9 protein-coding genes and 1 pseudogene are annotated in these 20,324 nt (G+C 69.9%); 9 read left to right on the top strand and 1 reads right to left on the bottom strand.

The genetic code is table 11. From position 1 onward, the window contains the following. Together GQQ95_RS14480 and GQQ95_RS19480 are read left to right on the top strand one after the other, a co-directional pair. Window positions 1-2,310 (top strand): annotated as a pseudogene (locus tag GQQ95_RS14480) (DEAD/DEAH box helicase); the annotation flags it as partial. A 419-nt stretch (window positions 2,311-2,729) separates the two neighbouring features. Continuing rightward, window positions 2,730-3,542, top strand: coding sequence for a hypothetical protein (locus GQQ95_RS19480; protein WP_157428376.1), 813 nt, complete (start codon window positions 2,730-2,732; stop codon window positions 3,540-3,542). A 38-nt stretch (window positions 3,543-3,580) separates the two neighbouring features. Here GQQ95_RS19480 and GQQ95_RS14470 read toward each other — a convergent pair whose 3' ends face one another. Then, window positions 3,581-4,258, bottom strand: coding sequence for a winged helix-turn-helix transcriptional regulator (locus tag GQQ95_RS14470; RefSeq protein ID WP_157428375.1), 678 nt, complete (start codon window positions 4,256-4,258; stop codon window positions 3,581-3,583). Window positions 4,259-4,406: 148 nt separating this feature from the next. Here GQQ95_RS14470 and GQQ95_RS14465 point away from each other — a divergent pair, with 148 nt between their 5' ends. The 7 genes from GQQ95_RS14465 to GQQ95_RS14435 all read left to right on the top strand — a co-directional run bounded on the left by GQQ95_RS14465 (window position 4,407) and on the right by GQQ95_RS14435 (window position 20,250). Beyond that, window positions 4,407-5,891 carry an MFS transporter gene (locus tag GQQ95_RS14465; protein WP_157428374.1) on the top strand — a complete coding sequence of 495 codons (1,485 nt, stop codon included), beginning with the start codon at window positions 4,407-4,409 and terminating at the stop codon, window positions 5,889-5,891. A gap of 294 nt (window positions 5,892-6,185) precedes the next feature. Beyond that, window positions 6,186-9,089, top strand: coding sequence for a glycosyl hydrolase family 95 catalytic domain-containing protein (locus GQQ95_RS14460; RefSeq protein ID WP_157428373.1), 2,904 nt, complete (start codon window positions 6,186-6,188; stop codon window positions 9,087-9,089). A 109-nt stretch (window positions 9,090-9,198) separates the two neighbouring features. Further along, the gene (locus GQQ95_RS14455) at window positions 9,199-13,482 is read left to right on the top strand and encodes a family 43 glycosylhydrolase (RefSeq protein ID WP_157428372.1); all 4,284 of its coding nucleotides are present in this window, start codon (window positions 9,199-9,201) and stop codon (window positions 13,480-13,482) included. Between the two features lie 201 nt (window positions 13,483-13,683). Continuing rightward, the gene (locus GQQ95_RS14450; protein ID WP_170297076.1) at window positions 13,684-16,977 is read left to right on the top strand and encodes a DUF1349 domain-containing protein; all 3,294 of its coding nucleotides are present in this window, start codon (window positions 13,684-13,686) and stop codon (window positions 16,975-16,977) included. Window positions 16,978-17,039: 62 nt separating this feature from the next. Next, window positions 17,040-17,666, top strand: a complete 627-nt coding sequence (locus GQQ95_RS14445) for a hypothetical protein (RefSeq protein ID WP_157428370.1) — start codon at window positions 17,040-17,042, stop codon at window positions 17,664-17,666. A 6-nt stretch (window positions 17,667-17,672) separates the two neighbouring features. After that, on the top strand, window positions 17,673-18,749 hold the full coding sequence (locus GQQ95_RS14440) for a WxL protein peptidoglycan domain-containing protein (protein WP_157428369.1): 1,077 nt from the start codon (window positions 17,673-17,675) through the stop codon (window positions 18,747-18,749). 181 nt (window positions 18,750-18,930) lie between these two features. Beyond that, the gene (locus GQQ95_RS14435) at window positions 18,931-20,250 is read left to right on the top strand and encodes an MFS transporter (RefSeq protein WP_157428368.1); all 1,320 of its coding nucleotides are present in this window, start codon (window positions 18,931-18,933) and stop codon (window positions 20,248-20,250) included. The last annotated feature ends 74 nt before the right edge of the window (window positions 20,251-20,324 follow it).

The raw sequence follows: 20,324 nt of genomic DNA, 5'->3' as shown, positions 1-20,324 counted from the left end.
ATGCCCAAGAACAAGAAGCCCGCCGGCGGCCGACCCGCCAAGAACTTCGACCCGTCGTACGCGAAGGGCGGCAAGTCCGCGACCAAGCCCGGCTCGCGCAGCGCCGGCCACCGCGGCCACCGCCCCGAAGAGGTCGACGCCCCCCGCGCCAAGGACCGCTGGTCGCGCGACGAGCGCGTCTCCGCGGGCCGGTCGCCGCACCGTGCCGATCGCGACGGCCGTGACGAGCGCGCCCCCCGTTCGTTCGACCGCAACGATCGCCCCGCGCGTTCGAACGATCGTGACGACCGTGCGCCGCGTTCGTACGACCGCAATGGCGGCACTGACCGCCCCGCGCGTTCGTTCGACCGGAACGACCGCACCGACCGTGCGCCGCGTTCGTTCGACCGGAACGACCGGAACGACCGTCCGGCGCGTTCCTTCGATCGTGACGACCGTGCACCCCGTTCGAACGACCGGAACGACCGTCCTGCGCGTTCGTTCGATCGTGACGACCGTGCACCCCGTTCGTTCGACCGCAACGACCGTCCTGCGCGTTCGTTCGATCGTGACGACCGTGCACCCCGTTCGTTCGACCGGAACGACCGCAACGACCGTCCTGCGCGTTCGTTCGACCGTGACGACCGTGCACCCCGTTCGTTCGACCGGAACGACCGCAACGACCGTCCTGTCCGTTCCTTCGACCGGAACGACCGGAACGACCGCAACGACCGTCCGGCGCGCTCCTTCGATCGTGACGACCGTGCACCGCGTTCGTTCGACCGGAACGACCGGAACGACCGTCCGGCGCGCTCCTTCGACCGGAGCGACCGCAACGACCGTCCTGCCCGTTCGTTCGACCGTGACGACCGTGCACCCCGTTCGTTCGACCGGAACGACCGCACGGATCGTGCGCCCCGTTCGTTCGACCGCACTGACCGCCCGGCGCGTTCGTTCGACCGGAACGACCGGAACGACCGCCCGGCCCGTTCGTTCGACCGCAACGACCGCACCGAGCGTCCCGCCCGCCGCGACGTCGAGCGTCCCGGCTTCCAGGACTCCGCTCGTCGTCCGTCGAGCTTCTACCCGGCGAAGGATGCCGGCGCGCATTTCACCCCGAACGACGACGTCGTGCTCGAGCGCCTCGAGGCGGAGGCGATCCAGGCCGGCGACGTCGACGGCGTGAGCTTCGGCGACCTCGGCCTCGGTCAGAACGTCGTGCGCGTGCTCGCCGAGCTCGGTGCTTCGGCGCCGTTCCCGATCCAGGCCGCGACGATCCCCGTCGTGCTCGAGGGTCGCGACGTGCTCGGCCGCGGCAAGACCGGCTCCGGCAAGACCATCGCCTTCGGCGCCCCGACGGTCGAGCGCCTCATGACGCTCTGGTCCCAGTCGGGCAAGGCCGGCGGCAAGCGCCAGATGGGCCGCAAGCCCCGCGCGCTCATCCTGGCCCCCACGCGCGAGCTCGCACTGCAGATCGACCGCACGGTGCAGCCCATCGCGCAGAGCGTCGGCCTCTTCACCACGCAGATCTACGGCGGCGTGCCCCAGGGCCGCCAGGTCGGTGCCCTCCAGCGCGGCGTCGACATCGTGATCGGAACGCCCGGCCGCATCGAGGACCTCATCGAGCAGGGCCGCCTCGACCTCAGCGAGATCGCGATCACCGTGCTCGACGAGGCCGACCACATGTGCGACCTCGGGTTCCTCGAGCCGGTGCAGCGCATCCTCCGCCGCACCGCCGCGGGCAGCCAGAAGCTCCTCTTCTCGGCCACCCTCGACCAGGGCGTCGCCACGCTCGTCGACGAGTTCCTCGTCGACCCGGCCGTGCACGAGGTCGCCGGCGAAGACCAGGCCTCGTCGACGATCGAGCACCGCGTGTTCGTCATCGAGAACCGCGAGAAGCGCGACATCGTCGCCCAGCTCGCGAACCGCAGGGGCAAGACCCTCGTCTTCAGCCGCACGCGTGCGTTCGCCGAGGACCTCACCGCGCACCTCGAGGACTACGGCATCCGCGCCGTCGCCCTGCACGGCGACCTGAACCAGTCGCGCCGCACGCGCAACCTGCAGCAGCTCACCTCGGGCCGCGTCGACGTGCTCGTCGCCACGGATGTCGCGGCACGCGGCATCCACGTCGACGACATCGACCTCGTGATCCAGGCCGACGCGCCCGACGAGTACAAGACCTACCTGCACCGCGCCGGGCGCACCGGCCGTGCCGGCAAGGAGGGACGCGTCGTCACCCTCATCCCGCGCAATCGCCAGCGTCGCATGACCGACCTCCTCGACCGCGCCGAGATCGACGTGAACTTCGACTTCCTCGCGTTCGGCGAGGAGGCGTTCCCCGAGGACGCTCCCGGCTACCAGGCCCCGGTCGCCGAGGTCGCCGAGGTCGCCGAGGTCGCGACGATCGAGGTCGTCGAGATCGAGAGCACGGATGCCGCGGCCGACGCATCCGAGCAGGAGCAGCCCGACACCGCCGACACTCCCGACGTGCTCGAGGAGGCCGACGAGACGATCGAGTCCGACGACGAGCAGGCAGCTGCCGAGGCATCCGACCACGATGCCGCCGCGATCGACGGCGACTCGAAGCCGGCCGTCTGAGGCATCCGCCCACTCCACGGCGCAACAGGCCCCCGTCCATCTGGACGGGGGCCTGTTCCCGTACTGCCCCTCGCCACTAGCATGAGCGCGATGCGCTCCGCCTCCGTGGATCCACGAGTCGGGTGCGAGCGCACGGCGTGGAGGGGCACGACATGAGCGACGACGGCAACCCGCAGGGCACGCCCCCGGCATCGCCCGGGACCCCGCAGCCCGCATCCGGAACCACGGCGACGGATGCCGCGGGCACGGCGGGCTCGCCCCCGGCGGAGAAGAAGGCGGCCGGTGTCAGCACGGCGGCGCTCATCTGGGTCGGCGTGGCGGTCGTGCTGCTCTCGTTCGTGGCGGCGTTCCTCGGATCCTCGCTGGCCCGGTCGGGTGACGCGGTCGAGGCGGTCGCCACGCCGACGCCCACGGCCGAGGCCGACGACGCCGCGTACGAGGAGGCGCTCGAGGAGATCCTGCCCGCCGGCTCGGCGGTTCGTGCGGGTACGGGCGTGCCCGAAGCGGGCAAGGGATACCAGGGCGACGTGTACATCGACCTCGCGAACTCCGACGTGTACCTGTTCGACGACGGCGAGTGGACGGTCGTCGGGAACATCCGCACCAGTGCGGCCGAGAACCTCACGGGCGAGACGGGTGCCACCGGCGAGACGGGCGCCACCGGCGAGACCGGCGCCACCGGGAAGACCGGCGCCACAGGGAAGACCGGCGCGACCGGGGAGACCGGTGCCGCCGGGGAGGCCGGGGCCCCGGGCACGCAGGTCCTCCTCGGCGAGGGCGACCCGCAGCCCGCGAAGTGCCTGACCGACGGCGATCTCTACATCGACACCGTCGCGTGGTCCTTCTTCCAGTGCAGCGACGGCGAGTGGACGCCGTTCGGCCCGCCCGCCGCGGCCACTCCGCCCCCTGCGGAGCCGACCGATGAGGCGCCGACTCCCACCGAGGAGGAGGCGCCTGCCGAGTAGGTTCCCGGGCTCGGCGCCGAACCCCGGACCCGGTTGGATCAGCGCATGGTGCGTGCCGCGACATCCGCCGGCTCGGGGAGGGGGAAGAGCCGGACGAATCGCTCGACCAGCTCGGGGTCGCCCGTGATCGAGAGCTCGCCGGCGTTCATGGCGTCCTCGATGGAGAGGTCGTTCCAGATCACGTCGTTCATGACGCCCACCTCTGCGGCGATGACGGCATCGGGGTGCTCGGCCTCTCCGCGGCGGATGCGGATGACGTCGCCGGCGACCTGCACAACGTAGACGTCCTCGTGCATGCGGAGGCCGAGCTCGGCGCTGAGCCCGCGAGCGAGCTCGGCGCTGAAGCTGGTGCGGAGGGCCAGTGCGACCGAGTCGGCGCTCATCCGCGCGTCGTGGAGCAGGCTCGGCGAGCGGCCGCCCCAACGCCCGAGCGCGATGATGACTGGCTCGAGTTGCCGGCCCCACGGGGTGAGCTCGTACACCGTGGCCGCCGCCGGCGGGAGAAGCCTATGGCGGCGGAGCACGCCCGCCTCGTCGAGTTCGCGCAGTCGTTGCGCGAGGACGTTCGGGCTCGCGCCCGGGAGTCCGGCCCTCAGGTCGGTGAAGCGCTTGGGCCCGAAGAGCAGTTCGCGGACCACGAGCAGCGCCCATCGTTCACCGATCAGGTCGAGGGCGTGCGCCGCGGCGCATCCGTCCTGGTACGAGCGATTCGCCATTCGACAAGGATACCGAGGAGTACATAGTTTGACATCTTTGGTTGTTGTTTAGGACTAGATTGGCGTAGCCTCCACCCAAGTCGACGAACGAGTCGACCGACGTCGATGGTCCAGGTCGGCGCCGTCGGGCCGACCATTGGAGGTCGCCGTGTCGGACGAACAGCGGGCGCCGCAGCCCGCATCGGTCGAGGCATCGAGTCCCGATCCTCGCCGGTGGAAGGCATTGGCCCTGCTGGGGGCCGCGTTCTTCATGGTCATCCTCGATTCGACGATCGTCCTCACGGCGATTCCGTCGATCCAGGAGCACCTCGCGCTCACCGTGACCGGAGTGCAGTGGGTGATCACCGGGTACGCGGTGGCCTTCGGCAGCCTCCTGCTCTTCTTCGGTCGCGTGGGCGACCTGCTCGGGCGTCGGAGGATCTTCCTCGTCGGCACCGCGCTCTTCGTGATCGCGTCGCTCATGTGCGGGCTCGCATGGAGCGGTCCGGTCCTCGTCATCGCGCGACTCGTGCAGGGTGTCTCCGCGGCCATCATGGCGCCGACGGCACTGGCGATCGTGATCGGGCTCTTCCGGGACCCGGTCGAGCGGAACCGGGCGCTCGGGTTCTGGGGTGCGCTCGGTGGCATCGGGGCGACCGCCGGGCTGCTCCTGGGCGGGATCGTCACGGCGGGACTCGGCTGGGAGTGGGTCTTCTTCATCAACGCGCCGGTCGGACTCGTCATCCTCCTGCTCCTGCCGGCGATCGTCGGCGAATCCCGCGAGCGGGCGGAGGTGCGCCGGTTCGACGTGGCCGGTGCCCTCACGATCACCGCCGCACTCGGCCTGCTGATCTCGGCGATCGTGAACGCGCCGGAGGCCGGCTGGGGCGGCATGCCCACCCTCGTGCAACTCGCTGCCGCGGCGCTCCTGCTCGTGCTGTTCGTCGTCATCGAGTCGCGATCCGTCGCGCCGCTCGTGCCACTGCGGATCTTCCGGATGCGCACCCTGGTCGCCGGCAACCTCGTCATCCTCGCCATCGGCCTCGCGGTGGACGGCATGCTGTTCCCGCTGACGCTGTACGCACAGCAGGTGCTCGACTTCTCACCCCTCGAGTTCGGTCTCGCGAGCGCCGTGATGACGGTCATGTCGGTGGTCGGCGCATTCGCCGGGCAGGCCGCGGTGACGCGGTTCGGCATGCGGCCGGTCGCGGTGCCTGCGCTGCTGCTCATCGTGGCCGGGGCAGTCCTGCTGGCCTCCGCCCCGGCGGAGGGCAGCTTCCTCGGCGACCTCTTCTGGCCGTTGATGCTCTTCGGATCGGGCATGGGAGCGGCGTTCGTCACCTCCCAGATCGCCGCACTGCACGACGTGCCCGAGCACGAGTCCGGCCTCGCCGCCGGGCTCGTGGACACCTCGTTCAATCTCGGGGGAGCCCTGGGCATCGCGATCGTCTCCGCCGTGGCGGTCCAGGTCGCCGGCGCCTCGTCGACGCCCGGCGGCCCCGAGGCGGTCACGGACGGATTGTCGGCGGCGTTCCTCACTGCGTCGGTGTTCGGCTTGGTCGGCCTCATCGCGGCGTTCCTCCTGCCCGGACGGCACGCCTTCGCCGGCGACCGGGAATCCCTCCGGGAGGGTGGGGCGGGGCGCACTCCCTGATCCGGCCCGCGAAACGTTTCATAAGGGCGAGATCCACCTTTCCAACGTTTACTTTCGGCGAGATCTGAAAATCGCTCGACAAGGCGGTTCGAGCTTCGATATGTTGACGTCAACATCTGGATGTTGACGTCAACATCCCCAAGTATCGGAAGAGACGACGATGTCCCAACTGAAACCGTGTCCGTACACCTCCACGCCCTCCCCCGTGGTTGGAGCGCGCCGACACCCCGCCTCGGCCGTCGCCCGGCCGCAATCCAACGGAGTCCCTCGTCGCCTCGTGACTGCCGAGCCGGCATGACGACGCTCGACGGATTCAGCCTGACGCGGCGCGGATTCATCGCGACTGCGACCGTGGGCGCCGGTGCCGCGCTGCTGCCGGCGACCCCGGCCTCGGCGCTGGCGCCGCGTTCCGCCACGGCGGGCCTCGCCCTGCCCGCCATCGGCATCTTCGACACCGAGCCGGCCACCGGATGGACCGACGGATTCCTCTCCGCCAATGGCGAGCTCGGGGCGATCCTCCACGGGTCCCCCGCCCTCGAGAAGATCGTGCTGAACCACCACCGGTTCGTCCTGCCGAACGGCACCCGCGGGATCGAGGCACCCGATGCCGCCGCGCGACTCGCCGAGGTCCAGGACCGCGCGATCGCAGGGGACTACTGGGGCGCTGCGGCTCGCTTCGCCGACGGGTGGGACCTGAAGTGGACGCAGAGCTTCCACCCCGCGTACGAGCTTCGCCTGTCGAGTCCTGCGATGTCGGAGTATCGGGACTACACGAGAACGACCGACTACGCCACCGGGGAGGTGACCCACACCTGGAGCACCTCGCACGGCGTCTGGAGGCGGCGCGCGTTCGTCTCGCGGGCGAGCGGTGTCGTGGTGCACGAGCTCACCCCGCCGGCGGGTGCGACCGTCGACCTCGCCCTCGACATCGCGACCGACCTCGAGGGGGCGCCCGACAGCATCCGGTACACCCGTGAGGCGACCACGAGCGGCCGCAATGGGATCCTCGCCCTGCGGGGCGTCTACCCGGGGGGAGGCGCGTTCGGGTTCGAGGGCGTGACGCGGGCGGTCATCACGGGCGTCGGATCCTCGATCACCTCGAACGCCGACGGCCTCGTCATCTCGAAGGCGGCGAAGGTCCTGCTCCTCACGAAGCTCGCGCGCTACGAGCGCGCGAGCGAGTGGGAGGGCAGGCCGGTGCACGCGCTGCTCGGAATCCTGCAGGTCGACTACGACGCGCTCCTGCGACGGCACCTGCCGCAACATCGTGACCGGTTCGGGGAATCCCGACTCGTCCTCGACGTTCCAGACGCCGACCGCGCCCGCCCGACCGCCGAGCTGATCGGGCTGCAGAACGCCGACCGTTCGACGCTCCAGCTCGCGTTGCTCGAGCGCCTCTTCGATGCGGGTCGGTATCACTTCGCAAGCTCGAGCGGGATACTGCCGCCTCGGCTCACCGGCATCTGGGCCGGGAGTTGGGACGCCGCCTGGGCCGACGACTTCACGACCGACGCGAACGTGAACCTGCAGGTCGCGGGCGGCAACATCCTCGATCACGGTGCGTCGATGGACGGCTACTTCGACCTGGTGCTCGGCCAACTCGACGACTGGCGTGCGAACGCCCGCAACCTGTACGGTGCTCGGGGCTTCCTCGCCCCCAGCCGCACCGACGGCGAGCACGGACACATGCTGCACTTCAACGGCGACAGCTTCCCCGGCCAGTGCTGGACGGGCGGAGCCGACTGGATGCTCTACCCGCTCCTCGAGTACTACCAGACCACGGGTGACGAGGAGTTCCTCCGTGTGCGGCTCGGCCCGGCCCTGATGGAGCTCGCGCTCTTCTACGAGGACTTCCTGGGTCGCGTGGATGCGAACGGCAAGCGCATCTTCGTCCCCTCGTTCTCGATGGAGAACTCGCCGTCGAACACCGGGCAGATGCTCTCGATCAACGCGACCGGCGACATCATGGCGGGTCGGCACGCGCTCCAGGCGGCCATCGATGCCGCCACCGAACTCGGCGTCGAGGGCGGCGCGGGAGCGGGCATCGCGAGGTGGACGGCCCTGCTCTCGCAGCTGCCGGACTATCGCATCAACGACGACCACTCGCTCGCAGAGTGGTCCTGGCCCGGGCTGGCCGACCGGAACAACCACCGGCACGTGCAGCACCTCTACGGGGCCTGGCCACTCCACGAGGTGAATCCCGAGGAGCGCCCGGACCTCATGCACGCCGCCCGGCACGCCCTGATCCGTCGGGGTGACGAGAATCGGTCGGCGCACGGCAGCCTCCATCGCGCGCTGGCCTCCGCACGACTGAAGGACGGCGAGGGCGTGAGCTCGAACCTCCGCAAGATCCTCGGGGAGAACATGGTCTGGCGTTCGCTCATGACCTCGCACAATCCCGACCTGCACCTCTACAACGCCGATGCCGCCAACGCGATCCCCGGTGTCCTCGCGGAAGCACTGGTCTACTCGCGTCCGGGTGTGCTGGAACTGCTGCCGGCGATCCCGCCCGAGCTCGCCAGAGGATCCATCACGCTGGTACGTGGACGCAACCGGGTCCTCGTCGAGGAGCTCGCGTGGGACCTCGACGCGCGCACGGCGACCGCCACGATCGTGTCCGACGTCGCACAGGAGATCACCCTGATCTGCCGCCGCGGCGTCGTCGAGTTGGAGGTCGACGGCGCGTCCGTCGCCTCGTCGGAGCTCGGCGATCACGCCCGCGTCCTCGCGCTTCCGCAGGGGACGCGGGTGACCGTTCGGCTTTCGCTGCTCCCCGTGGTCTGCCGGCTCGCCAACGAGCGCAGCGGCAAGGTCATGGACGTCGAATGGGCATCGACGAACGATGGCGCGCCGGTGATCCAGTGGTCGTGGTCGGGCGCTTCGAACCAGCGCTGGCAGCTCGTGCCCGGCCACGACGGGTCCTTCCGGATCCGCAGCCAGCGCAGCGGCAAGGTGCTCGACAACCCGGCCACCTCGATGGCCGACGGGACGCGCCTCGATCAGTGGGCCGATGGGTTCAGCCCGAATCAGTGGTGGCGCGCCGTCCCGGCCGACGGAGGCGGTCACCGACTGGTCAACGTCGCGAGCGGACACTGCCTCGACGTCCTCGACGGGTCCACCGCCGACGGAGCTCGTCTCGTGCAGCGTGCGATCGACGCCGGCAGCGAGAGCCAGCGCTGGCGGATCGAACCGGCCTGACCTGCTCGCCCCATCCGCCCTCCGTACCGACGACCTCGGCACACCCATGCCAAGAATCCGGTCGACACCTCGCATGTCGACGCCACCCTCCAGATTGGGAGAGACGAAGATGTCCCGTTCGACACCTGGCCCGCGCGCAGCCGCGGCCGCCATCGCCACCACAGCGGCCGTTGCGGCGTCGCTGCAGTTCATGCCGCTCGCCGCCTCCGCCGCCGAGGCCGACGTGGTGCTCACGCCGAATCCGGCGGTCACCGGTCCGGCGTTCGAGGGCTGGGGGACCAGCCTCGTCTGGATGGCGAACGCCACCGGCGAATATCCCGAAGCGCTCCGCACCGACCTCATCGACGCGGTGTTCGGCGACGAGGGCATGAACCTCAACATCGCGAGGTACAACATCGGCGGCGGCAACGCCTCCGACGTGCCCGACTACCTGCGACCCGGCGGCGCCGTGCCCGGTTGGTGGAACGCGGATGCCCCGCTCACGGACGCACAGGGCGAGATCACCTCGAGCTACGCCGACCGCGATCGGTTCCTCGCCGCATGGACCGGCGACGCGGCATCCGACTACGACCTCGGCGCCGACGCCGCGCAGCTCGCCTGGGTCGACCAGATCAAGGACCGAGTGACCAAGTGGGAGGCGTTCAGCAACTCGCCCCCGTACTTCATGACCGAGAGCGGCTACGTGAGCGGCGGCTTCGACGCCAACGCCGAGCAGATCAAGCCCGCGGCGATCGAGAAGTTCGCGACCTACCTCACGACGGTCGCCGAGCATGTCGAGGACGCGCACGGCATCGAGTTCGACACGATCGACCCGCTGAACGAGCCCAACACGAACTACTGGGGCACGACCCTCGGGGGCAACGGGCAGCCGACGGGCGGCCGTCAGGAGGGCGCGCACGTCGGGCCCGCGATGCAGTCGCAGGTGCTGACCGCGCTCGACGCGGAACTCACCGCAACGGAGACGACGACCGATGCGCTCCTCTCGGGGCCGGACGAGACCAACCCCGGACAGTTCGTCGCCGACTGGGAGGGCTGGACGCCCGAGGCGAAGCAGGCCGTGGACCAGCTGAACGTACACACCTACGGGACTGGCGACCGGCTGCGGGCCCGCGACATCGCCAAGGCAGCGGACAAGCCGCTCTGGATGAGCGAAGTCGAGGGCAACTGGGGCGGCAACGCGTGGAACCCCGCCTCGATCGAGAACGGGCTCGGCATCGCCCAGCACATCACCGGCGACCTGCGCGAACTCGACCCCTCGGCCTGGGTCCTCTGGCAGCCGGTCGAGGACCTGTACAACATGGAGAAGCAGGAGAAGCTCAACTGGGGCTCGGTCTTCATCGACTTCGACTGCACAGCCGACGGCGATTCCGAGCGGCGTCTGGCCGATGGCGATGCCGACCCCTCGTGCAAGGTCGTGACGAACTCGAAGTTCGACGCGATCCGCAACTTCACGCACTACATCGAGCCCGGCGACCGCATCGTGCCGACCGACGACACCCAGACGACCTCCGCCGTGAAGGCCGACGGGTCGGGTGCGGTGCTCGTGCACACCAACCCCTCCGGCGACGAGCGGACCGTTCGCGTCGACCTCTCGCGGTTCGGCGAACTCGGTGCGGGTGCGACCGTCAAACCCATCGTGACGACCGAGTCGCCGGCTGGCGATCCGTCGGCCAATGCGCTCGTCGAGGGAGCGCCCGTCGCGGTCGACCCGGCCTCCGCCACGGCCGAACTGACGGTACCGGCGAAGTCCATCACCACCTTCGTGGTCAGCGGAGTCTCGGGAGCCGCCGCCGACGCGCCCGCCGTGCGCGACGGCGAGACCTTCCGGCTCGTCGGCGCGCAGAGCAGCAAGCCGCTCGCGGCGACCTCGGGCAGCCCGGCCACGGTGCTGGGCGATGCGGCCGCAGCCGACGCCGACGCCGCGCAACTCTGGACGGCGACCCGCCTCAGCGAAGGCGACGGCACCACGGGCGACCGGTTCGCCCTCCGCCTGGCAGACGGGCGCACACTCGCCGCGAACGCGAGCGGCGGCACCGAACTGCGCACGCTGAACGACGACGAGGCCCGAGCGGATGCCTCGGCGCAGTGGATCGCGAACACCACCGACGGCACCACATTCACCCTGCTCAACGCAGCGCGGGAGCGCGTGCTCGACGTCGCGGGGCAGTCGACGTCGGTCGGGGCATCCGTGGGGCTCTGGACCTCGAACGGCGGCGGTAACCAGCGGTTCTCGCTCGTCGCACCCGAGGGGCCGGTCGGCCCGACCTACACGAGCTTCCGGCCGGGACAGGAATGGCTCGACACGAACGGGAACGTGATCCAGGCGCACGGCGGTCAGGTCGTGCCGTCGACCGACGCCGAGGGCGAGACGATCTACTACCTGTACGGCGAGGACCGCACGAACGGCTACCACTCCGCGCCGGGCGTGCACGTGTACAGCTCCCGGGACCTCACCAACTGGACCGACGAGGGGCTCGCGCTGCGCGCACTCTCGTCGCGGGCGCAGTTCGACGAGCCGTACTTCGAGGCGCTCTACGGCGACTACACCCAGGCGCAGAAGGACGCCGTCTACCGAGACCTCGGCACGACGCCGGTGCCCGGCGTGACGCCGCCCATCATCGAGCGCCCGAAGGTGATCTTCAACGAGTCGACCGGCAAGTGGGTCATGTGGGCCCACATGGACGGCCCGAGCGAGACCTCGACCGCCCAGTACGCGAAAGCGAGGGCCGGCGTGGCGATCGCGGACTCGCCGTTCGGTCCGTTCCGCTACATCGACAACTACGCCCTCAACTCCTCGCCCGAGGGTTGGGGGACGCCGGGCATGGCGCGTGACATGAACCTCTTCGTCGACGACGACGGCACCGGGTACATCATCTACTCGAGTGAAGACAACGCCACGATGTACATCTCGAAGCTCGACGCCGACTACACCGCGCTCGCGACCCCGGCCGCCGAGGCCGTCGAAGGCGTCGACTACAACCGCATCTTCGTCGGATGGTCGCGCGAATCGCCGGCCCTCTTCAAGCACGACGAACGCTACTTCCTGATCACCTCGGGGACCACGGGCTGGTCGCCGAACCCGTCGAAGTACGCGAGCGCGACCGACCTCATGGGCGACTGGACCGAGATCGGCGACCCGTTCCCCTGGTGGGCGCAGTCGAACTCGTGGAACACCCAGCCGACCTCGGTGATCCCGGTCGACCGCGAGCACGGCAAGTACATCTACATGGGAGACCGCTGGAACGGCGGCTCCGACGACGCGCTGCGGAACGCACCCCTTGTCTGGCTGCCCCTGAACATGGGCCAGGGCGGCGACACGCTCTCGGTCGAGATCTGGGATGAGTGGACGCTCGACGACCTCGACCAGTGGGCCGCATGGGAGGTCACGGGCGTGCCCGCGAGCATCCGCCTCGGCGAGGCGTTCGACGTGCCGACCGTGACCGTCGAGCAGAACGGCGCATCGACGGCGCAGCCGGTCGAGTGGGCCATCGACGGCTCGCTCGACCTGCCCGGCGTCGTGACGGTGACGGGAACACTGCCGGAGTTCGGCGGGCGGACCTTCACCCGGGCGGTGACGGTCGTGCCCGAGCACGTGCGCTACGCCGTGAACGCGGGCGGACAGCGGACCGCCGACTGGCAGGCGCTCGTCGACACGACGGCCGGCGAGGGGCTCCTGCTCAACACGCGACCCGACCAGAAGTACGGGGTCGACACTGGATCGCACGCCTCGTGGGGCTATCTCGGCGACGCGAACGCCTCCTCCGGCGATGAGAGCGGGGACATGTTCTCGACGCTGAGGTACGCGACCGGCGGCGCCGATCTCGCCTACCGGTTCGACGGCCTCGCGCCCGGCACGTACGCGGTGTACGCCGGGTACGCAGACCCGTGGGCGCAGTGGGCCCCTGATCGCGGCGCCGAGGTCACCGTGAACGGCGTCGTCGTCGAAGCCGACCACGACTTCGACGCGGCGAACCAGACCGCCGCGTACGCCGGGGTCGTCGTCGGAGTCGACGGTCGCATCGACGTCTCGCTGAGCCCGACGAGGGCTCCCGACGTACAGCTGAGCTGGCTGATCGTGACGGCCGACGAGGTCGCGGCTCCGGCGCTCGGCGTCGAGGTCACGGCGAGCACGCGCTGCGTGGCGAACAAGGTCATGGTGAGCGCCCGCGTGCACAACACGGCCGCGGTGCCCGTCGCGGCCACGCTCGAGTCGACGTTCGGCGCGAAGTCGATCGCCTCGATCGCGCCGGGTGCGAACGGCACGCACACGTTCACCACCCGGAAGGCGGATGTCGCCGCCGGGGCGGTCGCGGCGACCGTCACCGCGGTCATCGACGGCGCCCCGGTCACGCAGTCGGTGCAGGCCGCCTACCCGGCGACCATCTGCGGTTGATCTTGTCGGGCGGCATCCGTCGGTCTTGTGATCGAGCGGATGCCGCCCGAAAGATCGGAACTCTCAGCGCGATACCCGAAGATTCGTTCTCGTAGAGCCGGTTTCGAGACACAGACATCAGATCTTTTGCTTGACATTGTCGGCGCCGCATTCCACATTGAATCTAGCCATCGCTGTTCAATGACGCACTGGAAGGCATTCATGCGCACGAAATCACGCTCGCCGCGGGCGATCCCGCTCGGCGTCATCGCCGCGACAGCCGCCTTGGCCGCGGCCATCATCGCCCCGACCGCCGCGAGCGCGGAGGACGGCGCACCCGTCACTCCCGCAACCGCCGGGTACGGCTCCTCGGCCCCGGCCGAAGCCGACACCTCGACCATGGCGGAGCACGCCGCCGAACGCGCCGTCGTCGACGTCACGGACTTCGGCGCCGATCCGTCGGGCGCGCACGATTCCGCCGCGGCGATCGCCGACGCCGTGCGGCACGCGAAGGGGCTCGACGGGCCGGTCACGATCCTCTTCCCGTACGGCACGTACGAGATCTACCCGGAGCAGACCGAGAAGCGCGAGCTGTACGTCTCGAACACGACCGGAGCCGACGCCGGCCCGCGCATCAAGAACATCGGCATCCTGATCGAGGACATGTCCGATGTCATCGTCGACGGGGAGGGCTCGAAGTTCAACTTCCACGGCCTGCAGACGCAGATCGCGTCCATCCGCTCCGAGGACGTCACCTTCACCCGCTTCGGCACCGACTGGGTCGCGCCGAACACGATCGACCTCACCGTGCTCGGCACGGGCGTCGCGAACGGCGTGCCGTACCGCGACATCCAGGTGCCGCCGGGCACGCGATACGAGATCAGCAACGGCCGGGCCGCCTTCCTCGGCGAGACCAGCCCCACGACCGGGCAGCCGTACTGGCGCTACGAACCCGGTTGGGCCACGCAGGGGCACAACCAGCGACGCCATCTCGCCACGGGCCAGACCTATCGAACCTCGTCCCCCGTGTGGACGAATTCCACAGGTGTCTCGGAACTCGGCGACAACCGGCTTCGGGTGACCTACTCCGGCGGCGCCGACCCCGGCGGCCGCGGTGAGGTCTACGAGCTTCGACCGACCTACCGCGACACCCCCGGCATCTTCGCGTTCGAGAGCAGGAACACCGACCTCGTCGACCTCGAGTTCGGCTACCTGCACGGCTTCGGCATGGTCGCGCAGATGGCGCACAACGTCACGCTCGACGGCGTGCGGTTCAAGACCGACGCCGGCACGTGGCGGCAGACCTCGGGCTTCGCCGACTACCTGCAGATGTCGGGTGTGGGCGGAAAGGTCCAGATCCTCAACTCCCTCTTCGACAACCCGCACGACGACCCCATCAACATCCACGGCACGTACATGCAGGTCAAGGCGGTCGACATCGCGAACAAGCAGGTGACGCTGCAGTACATGCACCACCAGAGCGCGGGCTTCCCGCAGTTCTACCCCGGTGACACGCTGCGCTTCGTCAACCGTGGCACGATGCTCCCGGTCGCCGGCGACGAGTACACGGTCACGGGCGTGAGCGGTCCGAGCGGCTACGACCGCGACACGAGCCTCACGCAGATGACGGTGACGCTCGATCGAGCGCCCGAGGGCATCCAGGTCGACACGCATGCGGCCGAGAGCCTCACGTACACGCCTGAAGTGCGCATCGCGGGCAACACGTTCACGTCCGTTCCGACCCGCGGCATCCTCGTGACCACGCCGAAGCCGGTGCTCATCGAGCGGAACCTGTTCGACCAGGCCGGCATGGCCAGCATCTACGTCTCGGGCGACGCGGCGAGCTGGTACGAGTCGGGCGGCGTCGAAGACCTCGTCATCCGCGAGAACATCTTCGACCGGCCCACCACCAGTGCTCCGGTGATCTTCTTCGACCCTACGAACGGCAGCACCGAACCCGACCGCACCGTGCACCGGAATGTGCGCATCGACGCGAACCGGTTCAACCTGCTGCCGGGCACGCAGCTGATCAACGCGAAGTCGGTGTCCGACCTGGCGTTCACGAACAACACGGTCGGATGGTACGGGCCGACGACGAGCCCCGACCCATCGAAGTCCTCGCGAACGGCGCTGTTCTCGATGAACGGGAGCCACCGCTTCGAGTTCAGCGACAACACCTACGCGCCTGGATTCAACGTTCGCGTCTCGACGAACACCGCGGCATCCGAGGTGACCGGCAACGACCCGTTCGCCGTGAACGCCGACGCGATGACGCAGGCGCCCACCGTGCCCCTGGCCGCCGGCCTCAGTTGGATCCGCGAGGACGCGTCGCGCTGGTCGGCCGTCGCGCCCGACTCGATCCGGCTGCTCTCAGGCGGCGGCACGCTGTGGGCGACGCAGAACTCCTCGAACGGGATCCTGCTGCGCGACTCGGGCGGCGCGACGCCGAACGAGGTCGTCGTCAAGATGAGCGGCGCGACGAAGTCGTTCTACGAGGAGGCGGGACTCGTCTACTACGTCGACGACGAGAACTACGTGGCGCTCCATCGCAAGCATGCCAACGGGACGCCCCAGCTCGCCCTCGTCACCGAGGCAGCGGGATCGCCCAACGAGAACACGCGCATCCCCGCGCCTTCGACGCCGGACATCTGGCTCAAGATCGTGCGCAACGGCGACTCCTTCACGGGCAGCTACTCCGCGAACGGCGTCGACTTCACCACCATCGGCACGATCACGAACGCGGCCGTGGGTGCGGCAGCACCGCGCGTCGGCGTGATGGCCGACGGCCCGTTCGCAACGGGCTCGACTCCCGCGGCGTTCGTCATGAGCGGCCTGCAGGTCGACGGGCGGGCCGTACCGTTCTTCGACGCGGTGCCGGAGCCCGTCGAGATGCGACTCGCGGCGGCCCTCGAGGAACCGACGTGGCTGGGCGTCGACTTCGGTGCGCCCGTCGCCCCGCGGTCCTGGCTCGCGGTCGTCCCCGCCGACGTCGACCGGGTCTCGACCACACTTGCCGCGGTCGACGACGACACCCGCGTGGTCCTGACGGTCGACGATCGCCCGATCGAGCTCGGTGCCGGCGCGATCGACCTGCCCCTGTCCGCCGGTCCGAACGTGATCCAGGCCAGGACGATCGCCCCGAACGGCGACAGCCAGACCTATCGATGGACGGTCGTCTCGCTGAAGCCCGGCGTCGTCGTCGGCAGTCGACCCGCCGCCGAGCCCGAGCTGGACGTCGAGGTCACCGCGAGCACGCGCTGCGTCGCGCGGAAGTCGGTCGTGGCCGTGCGAGTGCAGAGCGCCGAGGACATGCCGCTCGCCGCCGAGCTCGAGTCCGACTACGGCACGAAGACGCTCCCCTCGATCGCCCCGGGAGCGAACGGCACGCACACGTTCACGACGCGACAGGCCGACATCGAGGCCGGCTCGGTCGCGGTGACGCTCACGGCCGTGGTCGACGGTTCGACCATCACGCAGACGACGGATGCCCCGTACGCGGCATCCGACTGCGGCTGACCTCACGGCGCAGCATCCGCTCGCCATCGATCCCACCAGAGAACAAGAGAAGGAAACACCACATGAAGAACCTGCGAATCGCAGCCCGCGCCTGTGCGATCGGCGTCGGCGCCCTGATGCTCGTCGGCGTCGCCGGTGTCGCGGCGGCCGAGGAGAACCACGGCGACAGCACGGTCGACGTGCAGGTCGCCATCCCCGAGATCGCCGAGCCCGGCGTGCTGGCGATGACCGTCGCGAGCGCCTCGACCGCGCTCGTGGAGACGGGCTCGACCGAGACCGTCCGGCAGTTCACGGGTACACTGCCCACCGTGACGATCACCGACACGCGCACCGCGGACGAGATCCCCGAAGGCGCCGCCTGGTACGTCCTCGGCTCCTCGAGCGGCTTCGCCGGCGACGCGGGTCAGGCCGAGATCGGCGCAGGCCACCTCGGCTGGGCTCCGCGCCTGCTCGACGGCGGCGACCTCGGCCTCGTCTCCGAGGGAGACCCCGTCGACACCGTCATGGACGAGGGATCATCCGACCCGTTCGGCCTCGTCGACCAGGAGCTGTTCGCATCGGCATGGGAGTCCAGCGAGGTCGCGCCCGAGGGGCAGTGGACCGCGAACGCCGACCTGTTCCTGCGCACCCCCGTGACCGTCGCGCCCGGCAACTACGCCGCAATCCTGACCCTGTCCCTGTTCGAGTAGGAAACCATGCGTCGTCTCCTCCCCGCCGGCCTGGCCGTCGCGGCCACCATCGCGCTCGCCCTCGCGGGGGCGCTCGCATCGCCCGCGGCCTGGGCGGAGGAGGAGACGGCGGCACCGATCACCTGGTCGGTCTCGCCGGCGGATGCCGCTGGGCCCGACGGTCGCTCCCGGGTGGAGCTCGAGCTCGACCCCGGAGCGTCGGCGGCCGATCACCTCGCGGTGCACAACCTCGGTGACGAGGAGGTGACCTTCGCCATCACCGCGGCCGACGGATACCTGACGTCGACCGGTCGCTTCAACATGCTGCCCTCCGACCAGCCGTCCGTCGACGCCGGCACGTGGATCGAGGTCGCCGACTCGGTCACCGTGGCGCCGGGGCAGGTGGCGGTCGTGCCGTTCACCGTCACGGTGCCCGAGGATGCGACTCCCGGCGATCACGCCGCGGGCATCGCGGCATCCGTGGTGTCGACCTCCACCGGCGATGGCGCGCAGGTGGGCGTCGAGAGCCGGGTGGGGTTCCGGGTGATGACCCGCGTCGCGGGTGAGATCGCGGCGACCGTCGCCCTCGATGCCGACGGCGCGTACGACATCTCCTGGAATCCGTTCCAGCCGGGCCGGCTCGAGGTGACCGGCGTCGTCGAGAACACCGGCAACGTCGCGGTCGCGATCGCGGGAACCGCCGAGTACGGCGGTGAGCGGATCCCCGCGACGGGCTTCGTGGTCGCCGAAGAGGGCGAACCGGCGGGCGAAGCCACCGGTCCCACCAGCGCCGACCTGCTGCCAGGCGAGCGCCGGACGCTGAGCTTCACGATTCCGGCCGTGTGGCCGATCGGACCCGTGAGCGTTCCGGTCTCGGTCGAGGCCGGCGCGGTCGGCCCCGACGGCGCGGAGGTCGCGGTGCAGCCGGCCTCCCAGACGGTGACGGTCTGGGCGCTCCCGCTGCCGCAGTCGGTGCTGCTGCTCGCGCTCGTGCTCATCGTGGTCGGACTCACCATCGGTCGTCGGCGTCGCACCGCGAAGGTCAGCCGGCTCGTCGAGGACGCCCGCGAGGCCGGCCGTCGAGAGGCGCTCGAGGTCGAGTAGGCCGTTCGCGCGGACGTCCGGCGGATGTCCCGGCTCCGCCGTGCCACCCGTTCGGGTTGCGCGGAGGCCTCCGTGTTGCGTACCCTCAATTCCCAACCGAACAATCGGTCAGGAAGTCGGCGACGCAGGCGACCCGGCCGCCGCACCCCCTTCCCCGCAGGCCCAGAACAACGGAGTTCGCATGTCCACCGAAGCCAGAGAGCGCACGCAGACCGGGCGCATGCCCGCCGAGGAGCGGAGGGTGCTCGCGGGCACCCTCGTCGGCACCTCGATCGAGTGGTACGACTTCTTCATCTACGCCCAGGCGGCGGGCCTCGTGCTCGCCCCGCTGTTCCTCGCCCCCGTGGCCGAGTCCAACCCCGGGCTCGCGCAGGTCCTCGCGTTCGCCACGATCGGCATCTCGTTCCTGTTCCGGCCGCTCGGCGCGATCGTCGCGGGGTACCTCGGCGACAAGCTGGGGCGCAAGCGGATGCTCGTGTTCACGCTCGTCATGATGGGCGTCTCGACCTCGCTCATCGGGTTCCTGCCGACCTACGCGGCCATCGGCATCGCCGCGCCGATCCTGCTCATCCTGCTCCGCATCCTGCAGGGCTTCTCGGCCGGCGGCGAGTGGGGCGGCGCGGCCCTCATGGCGGTCGAGCACGCCCCGAAGGGCCGGCGCGGCTTCTTCGGCGCCTTCCCGCAGATCGGCGTCCCGGTCGGCATGATCCTCGCGACCTTCACGCTGTGGGTGCTCACGAGCTCGATGTCGCCTGAGGCGTTCATGGAGTGGGGCTGGCGCATCCCGTTCCTGCTCTCGATCGTGCTGATCATCGTCGGCTACGTCATCCGCCGCGCCGTCGAGGAGAGCCCCGTCTTCGAGGAGCTGCTGCGCCGCCGCAAGGAGTCCTCCGCGCCCCTCCGCGAGCTGTTCCGCAACAACACCAAGCAGGTCGTGCTCACCGCGGTCATCTTCATCGCGAACAACGCCGCCGGCTACCTGCTCATCGCCTACTTCGCGACGTACGCGGTCGTCGGGCTCGGCATGGACCGTCCCAGCGTGCTGCTCGCGACGACGTTCGCGTCGTTCGGCTGGTTGATCTTCACGCTCTGGGGCGGGCGCGTGTCCGACCGGCTCGGTCGCGTGCGCACCTTCCAGATCGGCTACGTGTTCCTCGCGCTCTGGGCGGTGCCGATGTGGTTCCTCATCGACACCGGCGAGATCCTCTGGTACTTCGTGGCCCTGTTCGTCATGACGTTCGGCCTCGGCCTCTCGTACGGCCCGCAGGCCTCGCTCTACGCGGAGATGTTCCCCGCCCGCGTCCGCTACTCGGGCGTCTCGATCGGCTATGCGCTCGGCGCGATCCTCGGTGGCGCGTTCGCGCCCATGATCGCCGAGTCGCTCCTGAATGCGACGGGCCAGTCGTGGACGATCGGCCTGTACATCGCGATCGCGAGTGTCATCTCGCTCATCGGCGTCTCGCTCGTCAAGGAGACGAAGGACCGCGACCTGCTCGAGTAGCCGGCGATCTCCGAGCCATCGCGCCCCGGCCCGCATCCGCGGGTCGGGGCGCGTCGCGTTCCCGGGCCGACTGG

Source organism: Agromyces salentinus (assembly GCF_009749395.1).
Taxonomy (GTDB): Bacteria; Actinomycetota; Actinomycetes; order Actinomycetales; family Microbacteriaceae; genus Agromyces; species Agromyces salentinus.
This window is presented reverse-complemented; position numbering and strand designations above follow the sequence as displayed.